This window comes from Nocardia noduli, assembly GCF_019038455.1.
Lineage (GTDB): Bacteria > Actinomycetota > Actinomycetes > Mycobacteriales > Mycobacteriaceae > Nocardia > Nocardia noduli.
Window position 1 is genome coordinate 104,757 of the sequence record NZ_JAFMPL010000016.1, and the last position, 16,273, is coordinate 121,029.

At 67.9% G+C, this 16,273-nt stretch carries 17 protein-coding genes; 3 read left to right on the top strand and 14 right to left on the bottom strand.

What is annotated here, in order from left to right; genetic code table 11:
- Nucleotides 1-81: 81 nt before the first annotated feature.
- Nucleotides 82-1,209, bottom strand: coding sequence for a M24 family metallopeptidase (locus tag JZ792_RS12675; protein ID WP_216910230.1), 1,128 nt, complete (start codon nucleotides 1,207-1,209; stop codon nucleotides 82-84).
- 133 nt (nucleotides 1,210-1,342) lie between these two features.
- Here JZ792_RS12675 and JZ792_RS12680 point away from each other — a divergent pair, with 133 nt between their 5' ends.
- Entirely contained in the window at nucleotides 1,343-2,314 is a 972-nt protein-coding gene (locus JZ792_RS12680; protein WP_216910232.1) for a 5'-3' exonuclease, read from the top strand.
- Nucleotides 2,315-2,413: 99 nt separating this feature from the next.
- Here the strand turns inward: JZ792_RS12680 and JZ792_RS12685 are convergent, their stop codons facing one another.
- The 8 genes from JZ792_RS12685 to JZ792_RS12720 form a co-directional block, all read right to left on the bottom strand.
- Nucleotides 2,414-3,121, bottom strand: coding sequence for a DUF4333 domain-containing protein (locus JZ792_RS12685; protein WP_216910234.1), 708 nt, complete (start codon nucleotides 3,119-3,121; stop codon nucleotides 2,414-2,416).
- A 118-nt stretch (nucleotides 3,122-3,239) separates the two neighbouring features.
- Nucleotides 3,240-5,942, bottom strand: a complete 2,703-nt coding sequence (locus JZ792_RS12690) for a DEAD/DEAH box helicase (RefSeq protein ID WP_216910236.1) — start codon at nucleotides 5,940-5,942, stop codon at nucleotides 3,240-3,242.
- A gap of 115 nt (nucleotides 5,943-6,057) precedes the next feature.
- On the bottom strand, nucleotides 6,058-6,225 hold the full coding sequence (locus JZ792_RS12695) for a DUF4236 domain-containing protein (RefSeq protein ID WP_216910238.1): 168 nt from the start codon (nucleotides 6,223-6,225) through the stop codon (nucleotides 6,058-6,060).
- 177 nt (nucleotides 6,226-6,402) lie between these two features.
- Complete coding sequence (tatC, locus tag JZ792_RS12700; protein WP_216910240.1) at nucleotides 6,403-7,347, bottom strand: twin-arginine translocase subunit TatC; 945 nt, start codon at nucleotides 7,345-7,347, stop codon at nucleotides 6,403-6,405.
- 117 nt (nucleotides 7,348-7,464) lie between these two features.
- The gene (gene tatA, locus JZ792_RS12705; protein ID WP_109527308.1) at nucleotides 7,465-7,719 is read right to left on the bottom strand and encodes a Sec-independent protein translocase subunit TatA; all 255 of its coding nucleotides are present in this window, start codon (nucleotides 7,717-7,719) and stop codon (nucleotides 7,465-7,467) included.
- Between the two features lie 63 nt (nucleotides 7,720-7,782).
- Nucleotides 7,783-8,826, bottom strand: coding sequence for a 2-dehydropantoate 2-reductase (locus JZ792_RS12710; protein WP_216910242.1), 1,044 nt, complete (start codon nucleotides 8,824-8,826; stop codon nucleotides 7,783-7,785).
- Nucleotides 8,823-9,803, bottom strand: coding sequence for a helix-turn-helix transcriptional regulator (locus JZ792_RS12715; RefSeq protein ID WP_308165280.1), 981 nt, complete (start codon nucleotides 9,801-9,803; stop codon nucleotides 8,823-8,825). The genes JZ792_RS12710 and JZ792_RS12715 overlap by 4 nt, the downstream gene beginning before the upstream one ends.
- Complete coding sequence (locus JZ792_RS12720) at nucleotides 9,800-10,795, bottom strand: helix-turn-helix transcriptional regulator (protein WP_216910244.1); 996 nt, start codon at nucleotides 10,793-10,795, stop codon at nucleotides 9,800-9,802. The genes JZ792_RS12715 and JZ792_RS12720 overlap by 4 nt, the downstream gene beginning before the upstream one ends.
- 93 nt (nucleotides 10,796-10,888) lie before the next feature.
- Between JZ792_RS12720 and JZ792_RS12725 the strand changes: the two genes are divergently transcribed.
- Both JZ792_RS12725 and JZ792_RS12730 read left to right on the top strand, forming a co-directional pair.
- Nucleotides 10,889-11,185, top strand: coding sequence for an MTH1187 family thiamine-binding protein (locus tag JZ792_RS12725; protein ID WP_216910246.1), 297 nt, complete (start codon nucleotides 10,889-10,891; stop codon nucleotides 11,183-11,185).
- A 112-nt stretch (nucleotides 11,186-11,297) separates the two neighbouring features.
- Nucleotides 11,298-12,056 carry a RibD family protein gene (locus JZ792_RS12730; protein ID WP_216910248.1) on the top strand — a complete coding sequence of 253 codons (759 nt, stop codon included), beginning with the start codon at nucleotides 11,298-11,300 and terminating at the stop codon, nucleotides 12,054-12,056.
- Here the strand turns inward: JZ792_RS12730 and JZ792_RS12735 are convergent.
- From JZ792_RS12735 to JZ792_RS12755, 5 genes are all read right to left on the bottom strand, one after another.
- Entirely contained in the window at nucleotides 12,043-12,420 is a 378-nt protein-coding gene (locus JZ792_RS12735; RefSeq protein WP_216910250.1) for a nuclear transport factor 2 family protein, read from the bottom strand. The two genes, JZ792_RS12730 and JZ792_RS12735, sit on opposite strands and share 14 nt — an antisense overlap.
- Nucleotides 12,421-12,507: 87 nt before the next feature.
- Nucleotides 12,508-13,866 (bottom strand): Pup--protein ligase, encoded by a 1,359-nt coding sequence (gene pafA / locus JZ792_RS12740; RefSeq protein WP_198654408.1) that lies wholly within the window; start codon nucleotides 13,864-13,866, stop codon nucleotides 12,508-12,510.
- A 261-nt stretch (nucleotides 13,867-14,127) separates the two neighbouring features.
- Nucleotides 14,128-14,922, bottom strand: coding sequence for a proteasome subunit alpha (gene prcA, locus JZ792_RS12745; RefSeq protein ID WP_216910252.1), 795 nt, complete (start codon nucleotides 14,920-14,922; stop codon nucleotides 14,128-14,130).
- Nucleotides 14,919-15,764, bottom strand: a complete 846-nt coding sequence (gene prcB / locus JZ792_RS12750; protein WP_109527407.1) for a proteasome subunit beta — start codon at nucleotides 15,762-15,764, stop codon at nucleotides 14,919-14,921. The genes prcA and prcB overlap by 4 nt, the downstream gene beginning before the upstream one ends.
- Before the next feature lie 14 nt (nucleotides 15,765-15,778).
- Entirely contained in the window at nucleotides 15,779-15,973 is a 195-nt protein-coding gene (locus JZ792_RS12755; RefSeq protein ID WP_109527300.1) for a ubiquitin-like protein Pup, read from the bottom strand.
- Between the last annotated feature and the right edge of the window lie 300 nt (nucleotides 15,974-16,273).

Below are 16,273 nucleotides of genomic sequence, written 5' to 3' on the forward strand. Positions count from 1 at the left end.
CGATATGGCTTCGCCCTATATCGCCCGGTGACCGCGCCGGACAATGAGCCGTGGTGGCCCGTTTCAGTCCGCCGCGGTCGCCTACAGCACCGTCAGTCCGTGCGGGCGGTGGTTCATCGACTCGCAACCGTCCTCGGTGACGATGACGATGTCCTCGATACGCGCGCCCCATTCGCCGCGGAAGTAGATGCCGGGCTCGATGCTGAAGGCCATACCCGGCCGCAGCACCAGGTCGTTACCCGCGACGATGTAGGGCTCCTCGTGCACCGACAACCCGATGCCGTGGCCGGTGCGGTGCACGAACGCCGCGCCGAAACCGGCCTCGGTCAACACCTCTCGCGCCGCCGCGTCCACCGAAGCCGCGGTGACGCCCGGACGTGCCGCGGCGACGGCGGCGGCCTGCGCCTGTTCGAGGACGTCGAATTTCGCGGCCACCTCGGAGGCGGGTTCACCGAGGACATAGGTCCGGGTCGAATCGGAGAAATAGCCGGGTTCCACGGGGCCGCCGATATCGATGACCACCACGTCGCCGCGTTCGATCCGACGTTCGGAGACGTGGTGGTGCGGATCGGCGCCGTGCGGGCCGCTGCCGACGATGACGAACGCCGCCTCGAGATGGCCTTCCTCGACGATCGCCCGTTCGATCGCGGCGCCGACCTCGGCTTCGGTGCGCCCCGCGGCGAGGAACTCCCCCATGCGCGCGTGCACCCGGTCGATGGCGGCGCCCGCCCGGCGCAGCGCGTCGATTTCCGCGTCCCCCTTGATCATCCGCAATTCACGCAGGACCGGGGTGGCCGATGCGGGCAGGCCGCTGACGGACTGGGCGAGCGGGATCAGATGCAGAGCGGGCATCGCGTCGGCCACCGCGACCCGCGAACCGGCGTGCAGGGTGGATTTCACCAGCTGATAGGGGTCCACGCCGTCGACCCAGTCGAGTATCTGTAGGCCGAGTTCACCCGCCGCCGAACCGGACAGCGAGGCCAACTCCAATTTCGGGATCACCACCGACGGTGTCGCACCGTCGGCCGGGATCACCAGGCAGGTCAGCCGTTCGAAGGATTCGGCCGCCGAGCCGATCAGATACCGCAGATCGGGGCCGGGCGTGATGAGCAGGGCGTCCAGATGCGCGACCCGCATCAACTCCACCGCCCGCTCCAGCCGCTCTCCGTACACATCCGCCGCGAACCTGGACTCCGTGTGCGAACTCATAGGGTCCGACGTTACCCGCCGACCGCGGCCGCGCGAACCCGAACAAAGGTGAGGTGCGGTTTCCGCCCCGCGACGCGGGTGCGGCGACGGCGAAGTCCGGGGACTTGTCGGCGTGGAAAGGTAGCCTCTGCGCGTGACCTCTGCGACTTCCGGTGCGCCCCTGCTGCTCCTCGACGGGGCCAGCCTGTGGTTCCGGGCGTTCTACGCCATCCCGGACAAGATCACCGCCCCCGACGGTCGTTCGGTGAACGCGCTGCGCGGTTTCACCGATATGGTCGCCTCGCTGATCACCAAACACTCGCCGAGCCGGTTGGTGGTGTGCCTCGACCTGGACTGGCGTCCGGGATTCCGCGTCGACCTGGTGCCCTCCTACAAGGCGCACCGCCTCGACGCGACGGTCGGCGCGGCCGACGGCGCGGAGGAAGTACCCGACAAACTGACCCCGCAGGTCGACATGATCCTCGAGGTGCTCGCCGCGGCGGGAATCGCCACCGGCGGCGCGGACGGACTGGAGGCCGACGACGTACTCGGCACCCTCGCCTCGCGGGAACGCACCGACCCGGTGGTGGTCGTCAGCGGTGATCGCGACCTGTTGCAACTGGTCCGCGACGATCCCGCGCCGCCGGTGCGCGTGCTCTACGCCGGTCGCGGTCTGGCCAAGGCCGAACTGTTCGGCCCGGCCGAGGTCGCCGCGAAATACGGTGTGCCCGTGCCGAACGCGGGTCCGGCCTACGCCGACCTGGCGACCCTGCGCGGTGACGCCTCCGACGGACTGCCCGGCGTCGCCGGAATCGGCGAGAAATCGGCGTCGACGCTGATCACCCGCTTCGGATCGCTGGAAGCCCTGATCGCCGCGGTCGAGGACCCGGAATCCGAACTCGCCGCGGGCGTGCGCGCCAAACTCCGCGCCGCGGACGACTATCTGAAGGCCGCCGCCCCCGTCGTGCGTGTGGTCCGCGACGCCGAGGTCGACCTCTCCCGCGCCGACACCCTGCCCACCGCGCCCGCCGACCCGGATCGGCTGCGCGAACTGGCCACGAAGTACAACGCGGAAAGTCCCGTCACCCGCCTGATCACCGCGCTCGGCGCGCCGAGATCGCACTGACACGACGGAGCCCGACCGACTGAATTCCCCCGCCCCCAGCGGAATTCACGAACGGCCGGGCTCGGCGCAACCCCGCGCACCTCTCGGCGATCGGCTAACTCAGCTCGGGCGACCGACCTCGTAGGTCCCGTTCTCGTTGGTGATCTTGACGTTGACCTTCTTCTGCTCACCGCTCACCTGGAGGGTGCATTCGAAGGTGGCGTCGACCTTGACCTCCTGGCCGGACGGGCAGGAGACGCCGTCGACGTCCTGGATGCCGTAGGAATCGGTGAGCACCTTCTTCACCCCCTCCTGCACGGCGGCCTGGTCCAGCTTGTCCTTCGAGGTCAGCACGACCACCAGCGCGACGATCGCGCCGACGACCAGCACGCCGAGGATGCCGAGGCCGATGAACAGCCCCTTGCCCTTGCCACCGCTGGAGGGCGGCGTCGGCTGACCGGGATGCCACTGCTGCGGCGGCTGCTGCTGCGCCCACTGCTGCTGCGGCTGCTGGTTCCAGTCCTGCGGTGGCTGCTGCTGGCCCCACTGGGGCTGGGACTGACCCCACTGCTGCTGCGGTTGAGCACCGGTCTGCGGTGGCTGCTGCCCCCACTGGGGCTGGGACTGACCCCACTGCTGCTGGGGCTGACCACCGGTCTGCGGCGGCTGCTGCTGGCCCCACTGCTGGGTCGGCTGCGCCTGCTCCGGATTCTGACCACCCCAGTGCTGGGTCGGCGCGGCCCCGCCCTGCGGCTGCTGTGCACCCCACACTTGGGTGGGATCGTTACGTCCCTCCCCGGGGTCGTTCGGTCCGTACGGGCCGCTCATCTGCTTGCCTCCACTCGCATCGGTATACATACGGTAGCCCCCCGACGGCGAGTAGTCGCATAGCACAACTCCTCGGCCACGGTCGGTACGCGAAGAAATCAAATCACAAGTGAATCGCCTACGCGGCGTCCACCGCAACGACACCCCGCCGAATGGCGCGCACAGCCTTCGCCGCCGTAGCGGCCACCTCGACGTCGTCGGCGGTGCCGTGGATCTGGTCGAGCAGATCGATCACCTGCCTGCACCAGCGCACGAAATCGCCCGCCGACAGCGGCGACCCCTGATCACCGCTGGCCAGCAACGACTCGGCCAACCCCTCGCCGCCGGCCCATTTGTAGACACCGCCGACGAAACCGGTGTCGAGTTCCCTGGTTGGCGCGAGTTTGTGCCGGGCCTCGTCGGTCCGCAGCTGGCTCCACACACCGATGGTCGCGCCGATCGCGCGCCGAATCGGTTCGGTCGGACCGGTGGCGCCGAGGTAACCGCCTTCTTGCCGCGATTCGAACACCAGCGCGGAAACCACGCCCGCCAGTTCGGCGGGCCCGAGCCCACGCCACAGGCCCTGACGCAGGCATTCGGCGACGAGCAGATCGCATTCGGCGTAGACGCGCGCGAGCCTGCGTCCGTCCGCGGTCACCTCGCCCGCGTGCACGAAACCGCGCTCCTCGAGCAGCCCGAGAATCCGGTCGAAGGTGCGTGCCAGCGAATTCGTGGTGGCGGCAACCTTCTGGCGCATGGAGTCGGTCTCGCGGCTCAGGCGGTTGTAGCGTTCGCCGACCCGGCTCATCTGCTCCCGATCGGCGCGGGTGTGCGCCGGATGCGAACGCAGACTGCGGCGCAGCGTGGACAGTTCCCTGTCGTCGGCCGCACCCGAGCGCTTGTTCCTGCGCTGCCTGCCCGGCACCGAGATCCCGGTGTCGCGCAGCGCGGAGGCCAGATCACGCCTGATGCGCGCGGTCCTGTGGTCGACCCGCCGCGGCAGCCGCATATGCCCGAGCGCCTCGGCGGGCACCGGGAAGTCGGCGACCGAGACCCGGCCTGCCCATTTGTCCTCGGTGAGAACGAGCGGACGCGGATCCCCCGGTGTCGCGTCCGGCTCCAGGATCACCGCGAGTCCGGCCCGCCTGCCCGTCGGAATCGCCACCACGTCGCCGCGGCGCAACGCGGTCAGTGCCGTCACCGCGGCACCGCGACGATCCATCCTGGTCTGCTGTTCGAGCTGACGCTCGCGCTGTTTGATCCGCTCGCGCAGCGAGATGTATTCCAGGAACCCGCCTTCGGCGCCGTCGAGTTGTCCGCGCAATTTGCGCAGCTGCATCTCGTTGCGCTCGATGCCGCGCACCAGCCCGACCACCGAGCGATCGGCCTGGAACTGTGCGAAGGACCGCTCGAGCAGTGCCCGCGCCTCGTCGGAGCCCATCCGGTCGATCAGATTGATGGACATGTTGTAGCCGGGCTTGAACGAACTGCGCAGCGGGTAGGTCCTGGTCGAGGCGAGACCCGCGACCGCGCTGGTGTCGACCTCGGGCTGCCAGAGCACCACGGCGTGGCCCTCGACATCGATACCGCGCCGACCGGCACGTCCGGTGAGCTGCGTGTACTCCCCCGGTGTCAGTTCGGCGTGCGATTCACCGTTGAATTTGACCAACCGCTCCAGCACCACCGTCCGCGCGGGCATGTTGATGCCCAGCGCGAGGGTTTCGGTGGCGAACACGGCACGGACCAGCCCGCGCACGAACAGTTCCTCGACCGTGTGCCGGAACGCGGGCAGCATTCCCGCGTGGTGGGCGGCCAACCCGCGGTGCAGCGCCTCGCGCCACTCCCAGTAGCCGAGCACCTCCAGATCGCCCTTGGGCAGATCCCCGGTATGCCTGTCGATGATCGCGTCGATCTCGGCGAGATCGGCGTCACGGCTCAGATCGAGCCGCGACCGCAGGCATTGCGCCAGAGCGCCGTCGCAGCCCGCCCGGCTGAAGATGAACGTGATCGCGGGCAGCAGCCCTTCCTCGTCCAGTTTCGCCAGCACCTCCGGGCGCGGCAACGGACGGAAATCGCGCCTGCCGCCACCGCGGCCGCGCGGGCCGCCGCCCCAGCCGTTCATCCGGTCGGCCGCCTCGCGCTGCTTGATGTAGCGCACGAGATCCTCGTCGACCAGCACCTTCTGCTCGCTGGACTCGGTGTCGAACAGATCGAACATGCGTCGCCCGACCATGACGTGCTGCCACAGCGGCACCGGCCTGGTCTCGTCGACCACGACGCTGGTGTCGCCGCGCACGGTCTCCATCCACGCGCCGAACTCCTCGGCATTGCTCACCGTGGCCGACAGGCTGACCAACCGCACCTCGGCGGGCAGATGCAGGATCACTTCCTCCCACACCGCGCCGCGGAACCGGTCGGCCAGGTAGTGCACCTCGTCCATCACCACGAAGGACAGTCCGCGCAGCGCGTCCGAGGACGCGTACAGCATGTTGCGCAGGACCTCGGTCGTCATCACGACCACCGGGGCGTTCGGGTTGATCGCCTGGTCACCGGTCAACAGACCGACCCGGTCGCGCCCGTACCGTTCGGTCAGATCGGCGAACTTCTGGTTCGACAGCGCCTTGATCGGCGTCGTGTAGAAGCACTTCCCCCCGGCGGCCAAGGCCATGTGCACGGCGAATTCGCCGACGACGGTCTTACCTGCTCCGGTCGGAGCACACACCAGAACCCCGTGCCCGTCCTCCAGCGCCGCGCAGGCATCGCGCTGGAAGGGGTCGAGGGTGAATTTCAACTCGGCGGAGAATTTCGCCAATTCGCCCGTCCGAGACCGGTCAACTGTCACTCGTCAGAGCGTATCGGAGGAGTACGACACCGGTCGTATGGATTTTCTCCGATCCCGCCCTACCGATCCCCCGGCCGCGCCGGTCGTTCGCCGATCGACGACCGGCGCGGCGGGATCAGCGCTGGCGCCAGCTGAGCGGACCCGGCAGATCGACGCTGTTCTTCTTGGTCCGGGAGTTCCAGGACCAGCGGCCGATCTTGATGCCCCATGAGGACAGACCCGACTGGGTGAAGTTGAGCTTCAGCGGCCCGTAGGATTTGCGCTGGCGGTACTTGATGGGCATGTGATCCTCCTCGTTCGATCCAGCAATAGCCGAACACGGGCGGTCCAAACGGCTTCGGGCCGATTCGGGGGTTCCGGTGTTCGGAATCACTTGGACGAAGCGATGATTCGGTTCACGTGCGAGAGCCGATCGTCGCGGGTGTCGCGAACGCGGCCGGTCGTTCCAGTGCGGGCGGTGTCAGAGGGTATCGGAGAAGTCCGAGACCGAACGCGACGCGTCGGCGGAACCGGACATCGACTCGGCGGGCCTGATCGGTTCGGGCCCCGCGAGCACCGAGGCTTCCTCGTCGCGCAGGGCCGCTTCGGCGTCCTTGCGCGCGCGCCGCTTGTCGTTGATCCGGGCGAATTGCACGGCGACCTCGAACAGCACGGTCAGCGCGCAGGCCAGGGCCAGCATCGAGAACGGGTCCTGCGGGGTGACGATCGCCGCGAAGACGAAGAGTCCGAAGATGATTCCGCGCCGCCAGGCCTTGAGCCGCACGTAGGTCAGCACACCGGTGAGATTCAGGCCGATGATGATCAGCGGCGTTTCGAAACTGACGCCGAAGATGATCAGCAACTGGATGATCATCGAGAAGTATTGCGACCCGCTCAGCGCGGTGATCTGGACGTTGTCGCCGATGGTCAGCAGGAATTGCAGGGCGTGCGCGACGATGAAGTAGGCGAGCACCGCGCCCGCGCCGAACAGCACCGAACCCGAGACGACGAAGCCGACGGCGTAGCGCCGTTCCTTCGCGTACAGGCCCGGGGTGATGAAGGCCCAGAGCTGATACAGCCAGACCGGTGCGGCCAGCACCACACCCGCGGTGAAACCGACCTTCAGTCGCAGCATGAACTGTTCGAACGGCGCGGTCGCGAGCAGTCGGCACGCCCCGTCCGCGGTCAACGTGGCACGCGCCTCGGGTGGCAGCGAACAGTAGGGACCGGTCAGCAGATCGCCGAGGCTTTCCAGACCGAAGAACGAATGCGTGTACCAGAAGAAGCCGATCACGGTGGTCAGCAGAATCGCGGCCAGCGATTTCAGCAGCCTGCCGCGCAATTCCTGCAGGTGCTCGACCAACGACATGGTGCCGTCGGGATTCGTCCTGCGCTTGCTGCGCCGAGGATCGAATGGGATTCGCATAGGTCTGATGTGTCCCTGAGTCGAGAGCCGCTGAGTCGGGTGCCGCGAACCATGTCACGGTCCGCCGAACAGCACTGATCGGGGTGAGCCGGACTCACCCCGATGGGAACGGACCGCTCAGGCCGACTTCTGCTGCGGCTGCGGTGGCACCGGCTCGGCCGCGGACTGTCCCGGCGGCAACGGCTGCGCGGGCGGCGGAGTCGGCGCGGTCGAAGGAGTCTCCTCCTTCTGCATCTGGCTGACTTCGCTCTTGAAGATGCGCAGAGACCGGCCGAGGCCGCGAGCCGCATCCGGCAGCCGCTTGGCGCCGAAGAGCACCACGAACAGCAACGCGATGATCAGCAGGTGCGTCCAGCTGAACGTGCCTGACATCTGTACCTCCCAAAAAAGTGGTAATGCCGATGCTACCGGACCATGGATGACGCGACGGGCGGGTCAGTCCCTGTTCGCCCGAGGTTCGCCCCGCACACTGCCGGCGGCGGCCCGCAGTTGCTCCAGCAGTTCGGCCCCCGTCCAGGTGCGGCGATCGCCCTTTTCGGCCGCGACGATCAGTTCGATGAGCCGTTGATTGACCGGTGTCGGCAGACCGACCATCTCGCCGAGTCCGACGATTTCGCCACAGAGCCAAGAGATTTCGGTCTTGCGCCCGAATGCGAGGTCGTCGGCCATCGACGAGCGCGCCATCGGATCGATGGCGAGTACGCGGCCCGCGACCCGGCCGAAGACCGCGTCGGGCACGGTCAGCAGGCGCGTCATCACCCGCGGTGGCAGCGGCGTCAGACGCGCCGGATGAATTCGCGCCCTGTTCATCGCGGCCAGCGCCTCGGACTGGGTCAGCGACAGGCAGCGGCGGTAGTTGCGGTCGGCGAGTTCCTCGCGCAACGGTCGCCCGGACAGCGCGTTGATCGGGTTGTTGAGGTTCAGCAGCAGTTTGGCCCACTGCACCGGGAGCAGATCCCGATAGCGGCGCAACCCCAGTCCCGCGCGGTCGAAGACCGCGGCGGCCGCCGCCAGCGCCGGGTCGTCCTGCGTCGCGATCCCGCCTTCGGTGCCCCGGTGGAACCGGCCCCCGGGGTGGTGCACGACATTGAACATCACCATGCCCGCCAGCACGACGCAGGTGGGCAGGATCTCCCTGATCACGGTGTCGTTGCCGATACCGTTCTGCAGACTGAGCACCGGGGTGCCCGGCCGCAGGACGCCGGTGAGATCGCGCACCGCGCTCGCCGTCGCCGCCGATTTGACCGTGACCAGCACCAGATCCGCCGATCCGGCGTCCTCGGGGGTGGTCGACGTTCCGAACTCCGAGGGCTCGACGGTCACATCACCGCCGTCGAGGTCGGTGAGACGCAGCCCGGACGCGGTGATCTCGTCGAGCATTCTCGGTCTGCCGACGAAGGTCACCTTCGCCCCGGCCGCGGCCAATTTCCCGCCGACGTAGATCCCGATGCTGCCCGCCCCGAGCACCACGACATTCATCGGATCTCGAACCCTGCCTCCGCGTAGACCGCGAGCGCGGCATCGGAACGTTCCCGCACCGCGGCGACCAGTTCGGGCGGTCCGAGCACGGTCACTCCCGCGCCGAAGCCGAGCAGCAGTCGCGCCATCCAGTCCAGGGTGGCGAAACGCATGGTGACGTCGAGGCTGCCGTCGGGATGGACCGCCAGCCGATTCATCGGGTACTGATCGAGGACCCATCCGTAATCGGGGTGGATCCGCAGACGTGCCAGCGGAACCGCCGGATCGTCCTGGAACAGGTCGAGCGCCGCGGCGGCCTCGGTGGCGTGACTGGGCGGTCGCGCGGGTTCGTCGAGTTCGGTCGCCGCCTCGATCCGGTCGAACCGGAACAGCCGGACCCCCTCGGCCTGCCTGCACCACGCCTGCAGATAGCTGTTGTTGTCGACCAGCACGATCCGGATCGGATCGACGATCCGCTCGGAGACCACGTCGCGGCTCGCCGAGTAGTAGACCAGGCGCAGCGCCCGCTGGCGTGCCAGCGCGGAACGCACCGTCGCCACCGCGGGGGCCTCCGCGGGCGGCATCCGGGAATCGCGCGGCTCGGAGATCTGCGCGCCGCCGCCGACGATCGCCGATTCGATCTTGGCGATGGCCGCGTGGGCCGCGGTGGGATCGACCATGCCCGGCATCTCCACGATCGAGCGCAGCGCGACGAGCAGGGCCGTCGCCTCGGTGGAGGTCAGCCGCAGCGGCCGGTCGATCCCGGCGGAGAAGGTGACCTCGATGCTCTCCTCGGAGAAGGACAGGTCGATCAGATCGCCGGGACCGTAACCGGGCAGCCCGCACATCCACAGCTGATTGAGATCGCTCATGAGCTGTTTGGTGGTCACGCCGAGATCGGCGGCGGCCTCGGCGGCGCTGATACCCGGATTGGCGATGAAATACGGGATCATGTTGAGCAGCCGCGACAGTCGCACGGACAGGCGGGTGTTGCTCACAACACCACCTCCGTGCGTTCGAGCACCGACCGCAGCCTGGCCACGACATCGGCACGCAATTCCTCGGGCGCGATGACGACAGCGTCCGGTCCGAGGCCGGTGATCAGCCGCGCCAGCCAGTCGCGGGACCGGATCGGGATCTCGACCTCGACGCCCGCCCTGCCCGCGACACTGCGTTCCCCGAGGACCCGGCCGAGTCTGCGGATCTCGCGTCCGCGCCCCTCGGCCACCCAGACCGTCGCCGCCCCGCTCACCGGAGCGCCGCTGGTGACGCGGTCGACGATGGACCGCAGATCGAGACCTTCGGGCTTGTGCACCGTGTTGACCGGACCGTAGGCGGTGATGTCGTCGCCGATGCGCGAGAGCCGGAAACTGCGCACGGCGTCACGGTCGCGATCGTGCCCGACCAGGTACCAGCGCCCGTGATGGGTCACCACACCCCACGGCTCCACATCGCGCATCAGGTACGGCGCGTTGACGGCGCCGCGATGTTCGAAGCGCACCGCCCGGCCTTCATCGATGGCCGCCAGGAGTTTGCCGAGTACCGGTTCCGAACCGCGGGTCCGCGCCGGGACGGCGGGCACCGAGGCCACCGCCGAGTCGGTTTCGACGTGCACGCCCGCGGCACGCAACTTGAGCAGCGCGCCCTCGGCCGCGGCCGCCAGTTCGGGGGATTCCCACATCTGGACCGCGACGGCGACCGCCGCAGCCTCCTCGTCGGACAGCCCGATATCCGGCAGCTCGTAGGCGTCCCGGTTGATCCGGTAGCCCTCCACCGTCGAGTACCGGCTCACCTGACCGACTTCCAGCGGAATGCCCAGGTCGCGTAGCTCGTTCTTGTCCCGTTCGAACATCCGGCTGAACGCCTCGTCGCTTGCGGACTCCTCGTACCCCGCGACGCTGTCCCGGATCCGCTCCGCGGTCAAGAACTGCCGGGTCGACAGCAGCGCGATGACCAGATTCATCAGCCGCTCGACCTTGGATATCGCCACTCGATAGAGGGTAATCTGCGCTCCGCGGTCCGTGCGCGGCGGCGCGCGATTCGCTACGCGCGGGCGAATCCCCCCGACATCGAGGAGCAGCCAATGATCGTCGCCTTTTCCGTCACACCGCTCGGGACCGGAGTCGACGTCGGACGTGCGGTGGCCGAGGCGGTGCGGGTGGTCAGGGCGAGCGGCCTGCCCAATCGCACCGATGCGATGTTCACCACCCTCGAAGGCGAATGGGACGAGGTGATGGCGGTGGTGAAGGCGGCCTCCGATGCCGTGCTGGCCGCAGCGCCGCGATGCAGCCTGGTGCTCAAGGCCGATATCAGGCCCGGCGTCAGCGACGCGATGACCTCGAAGGTCGACACCGTGGAGCGCTACCTGGCCGAGGAGTAGATCGACTCCCGGCCGCGAACGGGGTGGTCCGGTCGCCGACGCAACGGGGGTAGGCGGGGTCGCCGGTTCGCCGAGGGGTCACCGGGTATCCGACCGGTGAAAGGGAGGCACGATGCGACGGCCCCGGGTGATCACGCACAACACGATTTCGGTGGACGGGCGGCTGGCGGTGTCACCTCGCACACTCCTGATGCGCGACGAGCGCTGGCCCGGCGGTGACGAAGGATATCGCGACCTCATGCGCAGGCATCGGCCGCAAGTACTGCTCGAGGGCAGCGGATCGCTGGTCACCGACGATCAGCGGCCCCGGATCCTGCCCGCCACCGATCGCCCGGTCTCGGCCCTCGCGCGCGACCACCTTCCCGACGAGGTCGTCGCCCGCGCCACGGCGGGCTGGTTCGTGGTGCCGGACAGTCGCGGCCGGGTGCGCTGGACCCATCGGGAATTCCCCGGCACCGAGATGGCGGGCTGGCATCTGCTCGTCCTGGTGGCGACCGCCACCCCGCCGAGCTACCTCGCCTACCTGCGTCGCGAGGGGATCCCCTACCTGGTGTGCGGACGCCATCACGTGGATCTCACCGCCGCGATGAAGGTGCTGCGGGCACGGTTCGCGGTGGAGACGGTGGTCGCGACCGGTGGCGCGCGACTCGGCGGCGCGCTGCTGCGAGCGGGGTTGATCGATGAGATCGAGACCGAGGTGGTGCCGATCGCCGTCGGCGGCACCAGGACGGCGGCGATGTTCACCGCCACCGACCTGGATCGGACCGCCCAGCCCACCCGGCTGCGCTGCATCGGCACCGAGCAGCGCCCGCACGGGCGGGTACTGCTGCGCTACGCCGTCGACACCGACCGCTTCCTCAGTTCCGAATGACGGTCTGCTGATAGCAGGCGAGCCGCCATCGTCCCTCGTGCCGGACATAGGTCGTCGACATCACACCGCGGAACGCGGGTTCGTCACCGTCGCGGTAGGCGACGCCGATGTAGACCAGAACCCAGCCGTCCGCGCCGACACCGACCACGCGCGGATCCTCGATCTCGTAATCGCGCCACGGCGGTGCGTCACGCAGCGCCGAGACCACCGTGTCGCGGTCCATGATCATGCCGTTGGCCAGCACCATCACCGCGTCCTCGGTCATGATCGCGCCGTAGAACTCGGCGCCGGAGCTCGAACACAGCGCGTCCCAGCCGCGACGCTCGACCTCGAGCAGTTCGTTCAGGAGTTCGTCATCGGTCATATTTCCACGCTAGCCAGCACGCACACGAGAAACCGCCCGCCGCGCCCCTCTCGTGAGGGCGCGGCGGGCGGTCCGATATTTCTCGTACTACATCGAGGCGATCAGCCGGTCGACGCGCTCGTCGACGGACCGGAACGGATCTTTGCAGAGCACCGTGCGTTGCGCCTGATCGTTCAACTTCAGGTGCACCCAGTCGACGGTGAAATCGCGGCCGGCCTCCTGCGCGGCGGTGATGAAATCACCGCGGAGCTTGGCACGCGTGGTCTGCGGCGGCGTGTCGACGGCGGCGTCGACGGCCTCGTCCTCGGTGATCCGCTTGGCCAGACCCTTGCGCTGCAACAGATCGAACACACCGCGACCGCGCTTGATGTCGTGGTAGGCCAGATCCAGCTGGGCGATCTTGGGATCGGACAGCTCCATGCTGTAGCGATCCTGGTAACGCTGGAACAGCTTGCGCTTGATCACCCAGTCGATCTCGGTGTCGACCTTGGCGAAATCCTGCGCCTCGACCGCGTCGAGGGTGCGTCCCCACAGATCGACGACCTGGTCGATCTGCGGATCCCGGTCGCGGTTGCGCAGATGTTCGACGGCGCGGGCGTAGTACTCGCGCTGGATGTCGAGTGCGCTGGCCTGGCGTCCGCCCGCCAGCCGAACGGGGCGTCTGCCGGTCAGATCGTGGCTGACCTCGCGGATGGCGCGGATCGGGTTGTCCAGGGCGAAATCGCGGAAGGAAACCCCGGCCTCGATCATCTCCAGGACCAGTGCCGCCGTGCCGACCTTGAGCATGGTGCTCGGCTCGGCCATATTCGAATCACCGACGATCACGTGCAGGCGGCGGTATTTCTCCGCGTCCGCGTGCGGCTCGTCACGGGTGTTGATGATCGGCCGCGAGCGGGTGGTCGCCGAGGAGACGCCCTCCCAGATGTGCTCGGCCCGTTGCGACAGGCAGAAAGTGGCCGCTTTCGGAGTCTGCAGCACTTTGCCCGCACCGCAGATCAATTGGCGGGTCACCAGGAACGGCAGGAGCACATCCGAGATCCTGGAGAACTCCCCCGCGCGCACCACGAGGAAATTCTCGTGACAGCCGTAGGAGTTTCCCGCGGAGTCGGTGTTGTTCTTGAACAGGTAGATATCGCCGCCGATACCTTCCTCGGCCAATCGCTGTTCGGCGTCGATCAGCAATTCCTCCAGCACCCGTTCACCCGCACGATCGTGGGTGACCAGCTGATGCAGGTTGTCGCACTCCGCCGTCGCGTACTCCGGATGCGAGCCGACGTCGAGGTACAGCCGAGCACCGTTGCGAAGGAACACGTTAGAGCTACGGCCCCAGGACACCACCCGGCGGAACAGGTACCGGGCTACCTCGTCGGGGGACAGCCGACGGTGACCGTGAAAGGTGCATGTCACACCGAACTCGGTCTCGATCCCCATAATTCGTCGCTGCACACCATCGACATTACAGCCATATCCAGCAGTTGCGTGGGGCTGCGGACAACACGAATGCATACGTCTTCACAACGATTTGGGTCGGTTTGTCCGTTTCCATAGACCCGGACCGGCGGATTTCCGGTGCGAATTCACCCCGCGGTCGGGCGCGTCACAGCACCGGAAAAAGTGTCACGGCGCCGGAAAAAACTCGGGCCCGCGTCCGGAACGACCGTCGAACGGTATTCCGGGCGCGGGCCCGAGCGGGTTGTGTGGCTCGCCCTACTCGGGCTGCTTCGGGGTGTCTTCCCCGGCCGATTCCGGCGCGGATTCCTCCGCGTCGGAGGGTGACGCCGCCGGGGTGCTCCCCGCGCCGAGCAACTGTTCCAGCTGGGCGTTGGGGATGCGCCGGAAGGCACGGCGCTGTCGCGACTGCTCCAGCGTCGCTACCTCGAGCGCGGCGACCCCGAGCGAACGCTTGTCCTTGTCGGCGCCCTCCGGAATCCCGGCCTGCAACGCCTTGACCGCGATGTCGATGGCGGAACTCAGATCCAGGCCGGACCGGTAGGAACCCTTCAACGCGGTGAGGATCGGCTCGGTCGTGCCGCCCATCACCACGTATTCGCGTTCGTCGACGATCGACCCGTCGAAGGTGATCCGGTAGAGCACCGACTGCTGCTCCTGCTCCGGATAGCCGACCTCGGCGATGCAGATCTCGACCTCGTAGGGCTTGAGCTGATCGGTGAAGATCGACCCGAGAGTCTGGGCGTAGGCGTTGGCGAGCGCACGGCCGGAGACATCGCGCCGGTCGTACTGGTATCCCCGCAGATCGGCCTGGAGGATGCCGCCACGACGCAGGCTCTCGAATTCGTTGTACTTGCCGACGGCCGCGAACCCGACGCGGTCGTACAGCTCACTCACCTTGTGCAGCGTCGCGGACGGATTCTCCGCGAGGAACAGCACACCCTTGTCGTACGCCATCACGATGACACTGCGACCGCGACCGATCCCCTTGCGCGCGAGTTCGGTCTTGTCGCGCATGATCTGCTCGGCCGACGCGTAGTACGGCAGTGTCATGCTGGGGCACTCCCTTCTTGCGCGGCCTCACGTGCGGCGACGATCTCGCGCGCGATCTCCTCCAGCCGCGTTCCGGCCACCTCTTCGGCGCCTTCCTCGGTGATGAGGACCGCGGTGGGATAGATGCGACGCACCAGATCGGGCCCGCCGGTGGCGGTGTCGTCGTCGGCGGCGTCGAACAATGCCTCGACGGCGATGCGCAACGCGCGCGTCTCGTCGATTCCCTTGGCGTACAACTTCTTCAACGACGTCTTGGCGAACATCGAACCCGAGCCGACCGCGGCGTAGCCGAATCGCTCCTCGCTGCGCCCACCGACGACGTCGTAGGAGATGATGCGCCCGACCCGATCCGGATCGGTGGTGTGCTGGTCGTAACCGACCAGCACCGGCACCACCGCCAGACCCTGCAGGGCCGCGGGAAGGTTGTCACGCACCATCTTCGACAGCTTGTTGGCCTTGCCGTCGAATGTGAGCGAGATCCCTTCGATCTTCTCGTAGTGCTCCAACTCCACGGCGAACAACCGCACCATCTCGACGGCCATGCCCGCGGTGCCCGCGATACCGGCCGCCGAATAGGTGTCGGTGATGTACACCTTCTCCATATCCCTGCTGGCCAGCAGGTTTCCCTGGGTGGCCCGGCGATCGCCCGCGATCAGCACACCGCCGCGGAAACTGACCGCGACGATGGTGGTCCCGTGCGGGGCCACATCCTTGGCGGCGCCACCGGAGGAACCGGTGGCGCCGTCGATCGCGGCGAATCTGTTGCCCGGCAACAGATCCGGTGCGTAACTGCGCAGGTGTTCGGTGAAGGACGAGAGTGCGTGCCCCGGTTGGAGACGCATCGGATCACCTGCTGTCACTGGCCGCCCTTCTGCACGTACGCGCGGACGAAGTCCTCGGCGTTCTCCTCCAGCACGTCATCGATCTCGTCGAGCAGGTCGTCGGTCTCTTCCGCCAATTTCTCGCGGCGCTCCTGACCGGCCGCTTCGGCGCCCTCGGGCCCCTCGTCCTCGTCGCCGCCCCCGGCGCGCTTGGTCTGCTCTTGTGCCATCGCAGCCGACCTCCTCTGTCCTCATCATGACCGGAGCCCAAGTATGAGCACGGCGCCGATCATGAGCAATGTTCGTGCTCGTACGAACAACCCTACCCAGCCGAACCCGGGCTGTGTTGATTTGCGGCCGGGGCCGCGTGGTTCGCGGCCCCTTTGTCTCGCGTCCGAGCGGTCGAGACTCGCGCCTTCGGCGCATGCGCTTCGACCGCTCGGACGCGAGACGGCCGCGAACCGGTCGCTCGTAAACTCGCTCCGGGCGGGGTTGGTTCGGCCACCAAGCCCGACCACTCCCCCGTACAC

Coding starts and splice junctions, on each gene's coding strand:
- JZ792_RS12725 (WP_216910246.1), top strand. CDS start 10,889: ATGATCGTCGCCTTTTCCGTCACACCGCTCGGGACCGGAGTCGACGTC.
- JZ792_RS12710 (WP_216910242.1), bottom strand. CDS start 8,826: ATGAATGTCGTGGTGCTCGGGGCGGGCAGCATCGGGATCTACGTCGGC.
- JZ792_RS12695 (WP_216910238.1), bottom strand. CDS start 6,225: ATGCCCATCAAGTACCGCCAGCGCAAATCCTACGGGCCGCTGAAGCTC.
- JZ792_RS12675 (WP_216910230.1), bottom strand. CDS start 1,209: ATGAGTTCGCACACGGAGTCCAGGTTCGCGGCGGATGTGTACGGAGAG.
- tatA (WP_109527308.1), bottom strand. CDS start 7,719: ATGTCAGGCACGTTCAGCTGGACGCACCTGCTGATCATCGCGTTGCTG.
- JZ792_RS12755 (WP_109527300.1), bottom strand. CDS start 15,973: ATGGCACAAGAGCAGACCAAGCGCGCCGGGGGCGGCGACGAGGACGAG.
- tatC (WP_216910240.1), bottom strand. CDS start 7,347: ATGCGAATCCCATTCGATCCTCGGCGCAGCAAGCGCAGGACGAATCCC.
- JZ792_RS12685 (WP_216910234.1), bottom strand. CDS start 3,121: ATGAGCGGCCCGTACGGACCGAACGACCCCGGGGAGGGACGTAACGAT.
- prcB (WP_109527407.1), bottom strand. CDS start 15,764: ATGCGTCTCCAACCGGGGCACGCACTCTCGTCCTTCACCGAACACCTG.
- JZ792_RS12730 (WP_216910248.1), top strand. CDS start 11,298: ATGCGACGGCCCCGGGTGATCACGCACAACACGATTTCGGTGGACGGG.
- JZ792_RS12735 (WP_216910250.1), bottom strand. CDS start 12,420: ATGACCGATGACGAACTCCTGAACGAACTGCTCGAGGTCGAGCGTCGC.
- prcA (WP_216910252.1), bottom strand. CDS start 14,922: ATGACACTGCCGTACTACGCGTCGGCCGAGCAGATCATGCGCGACAAG.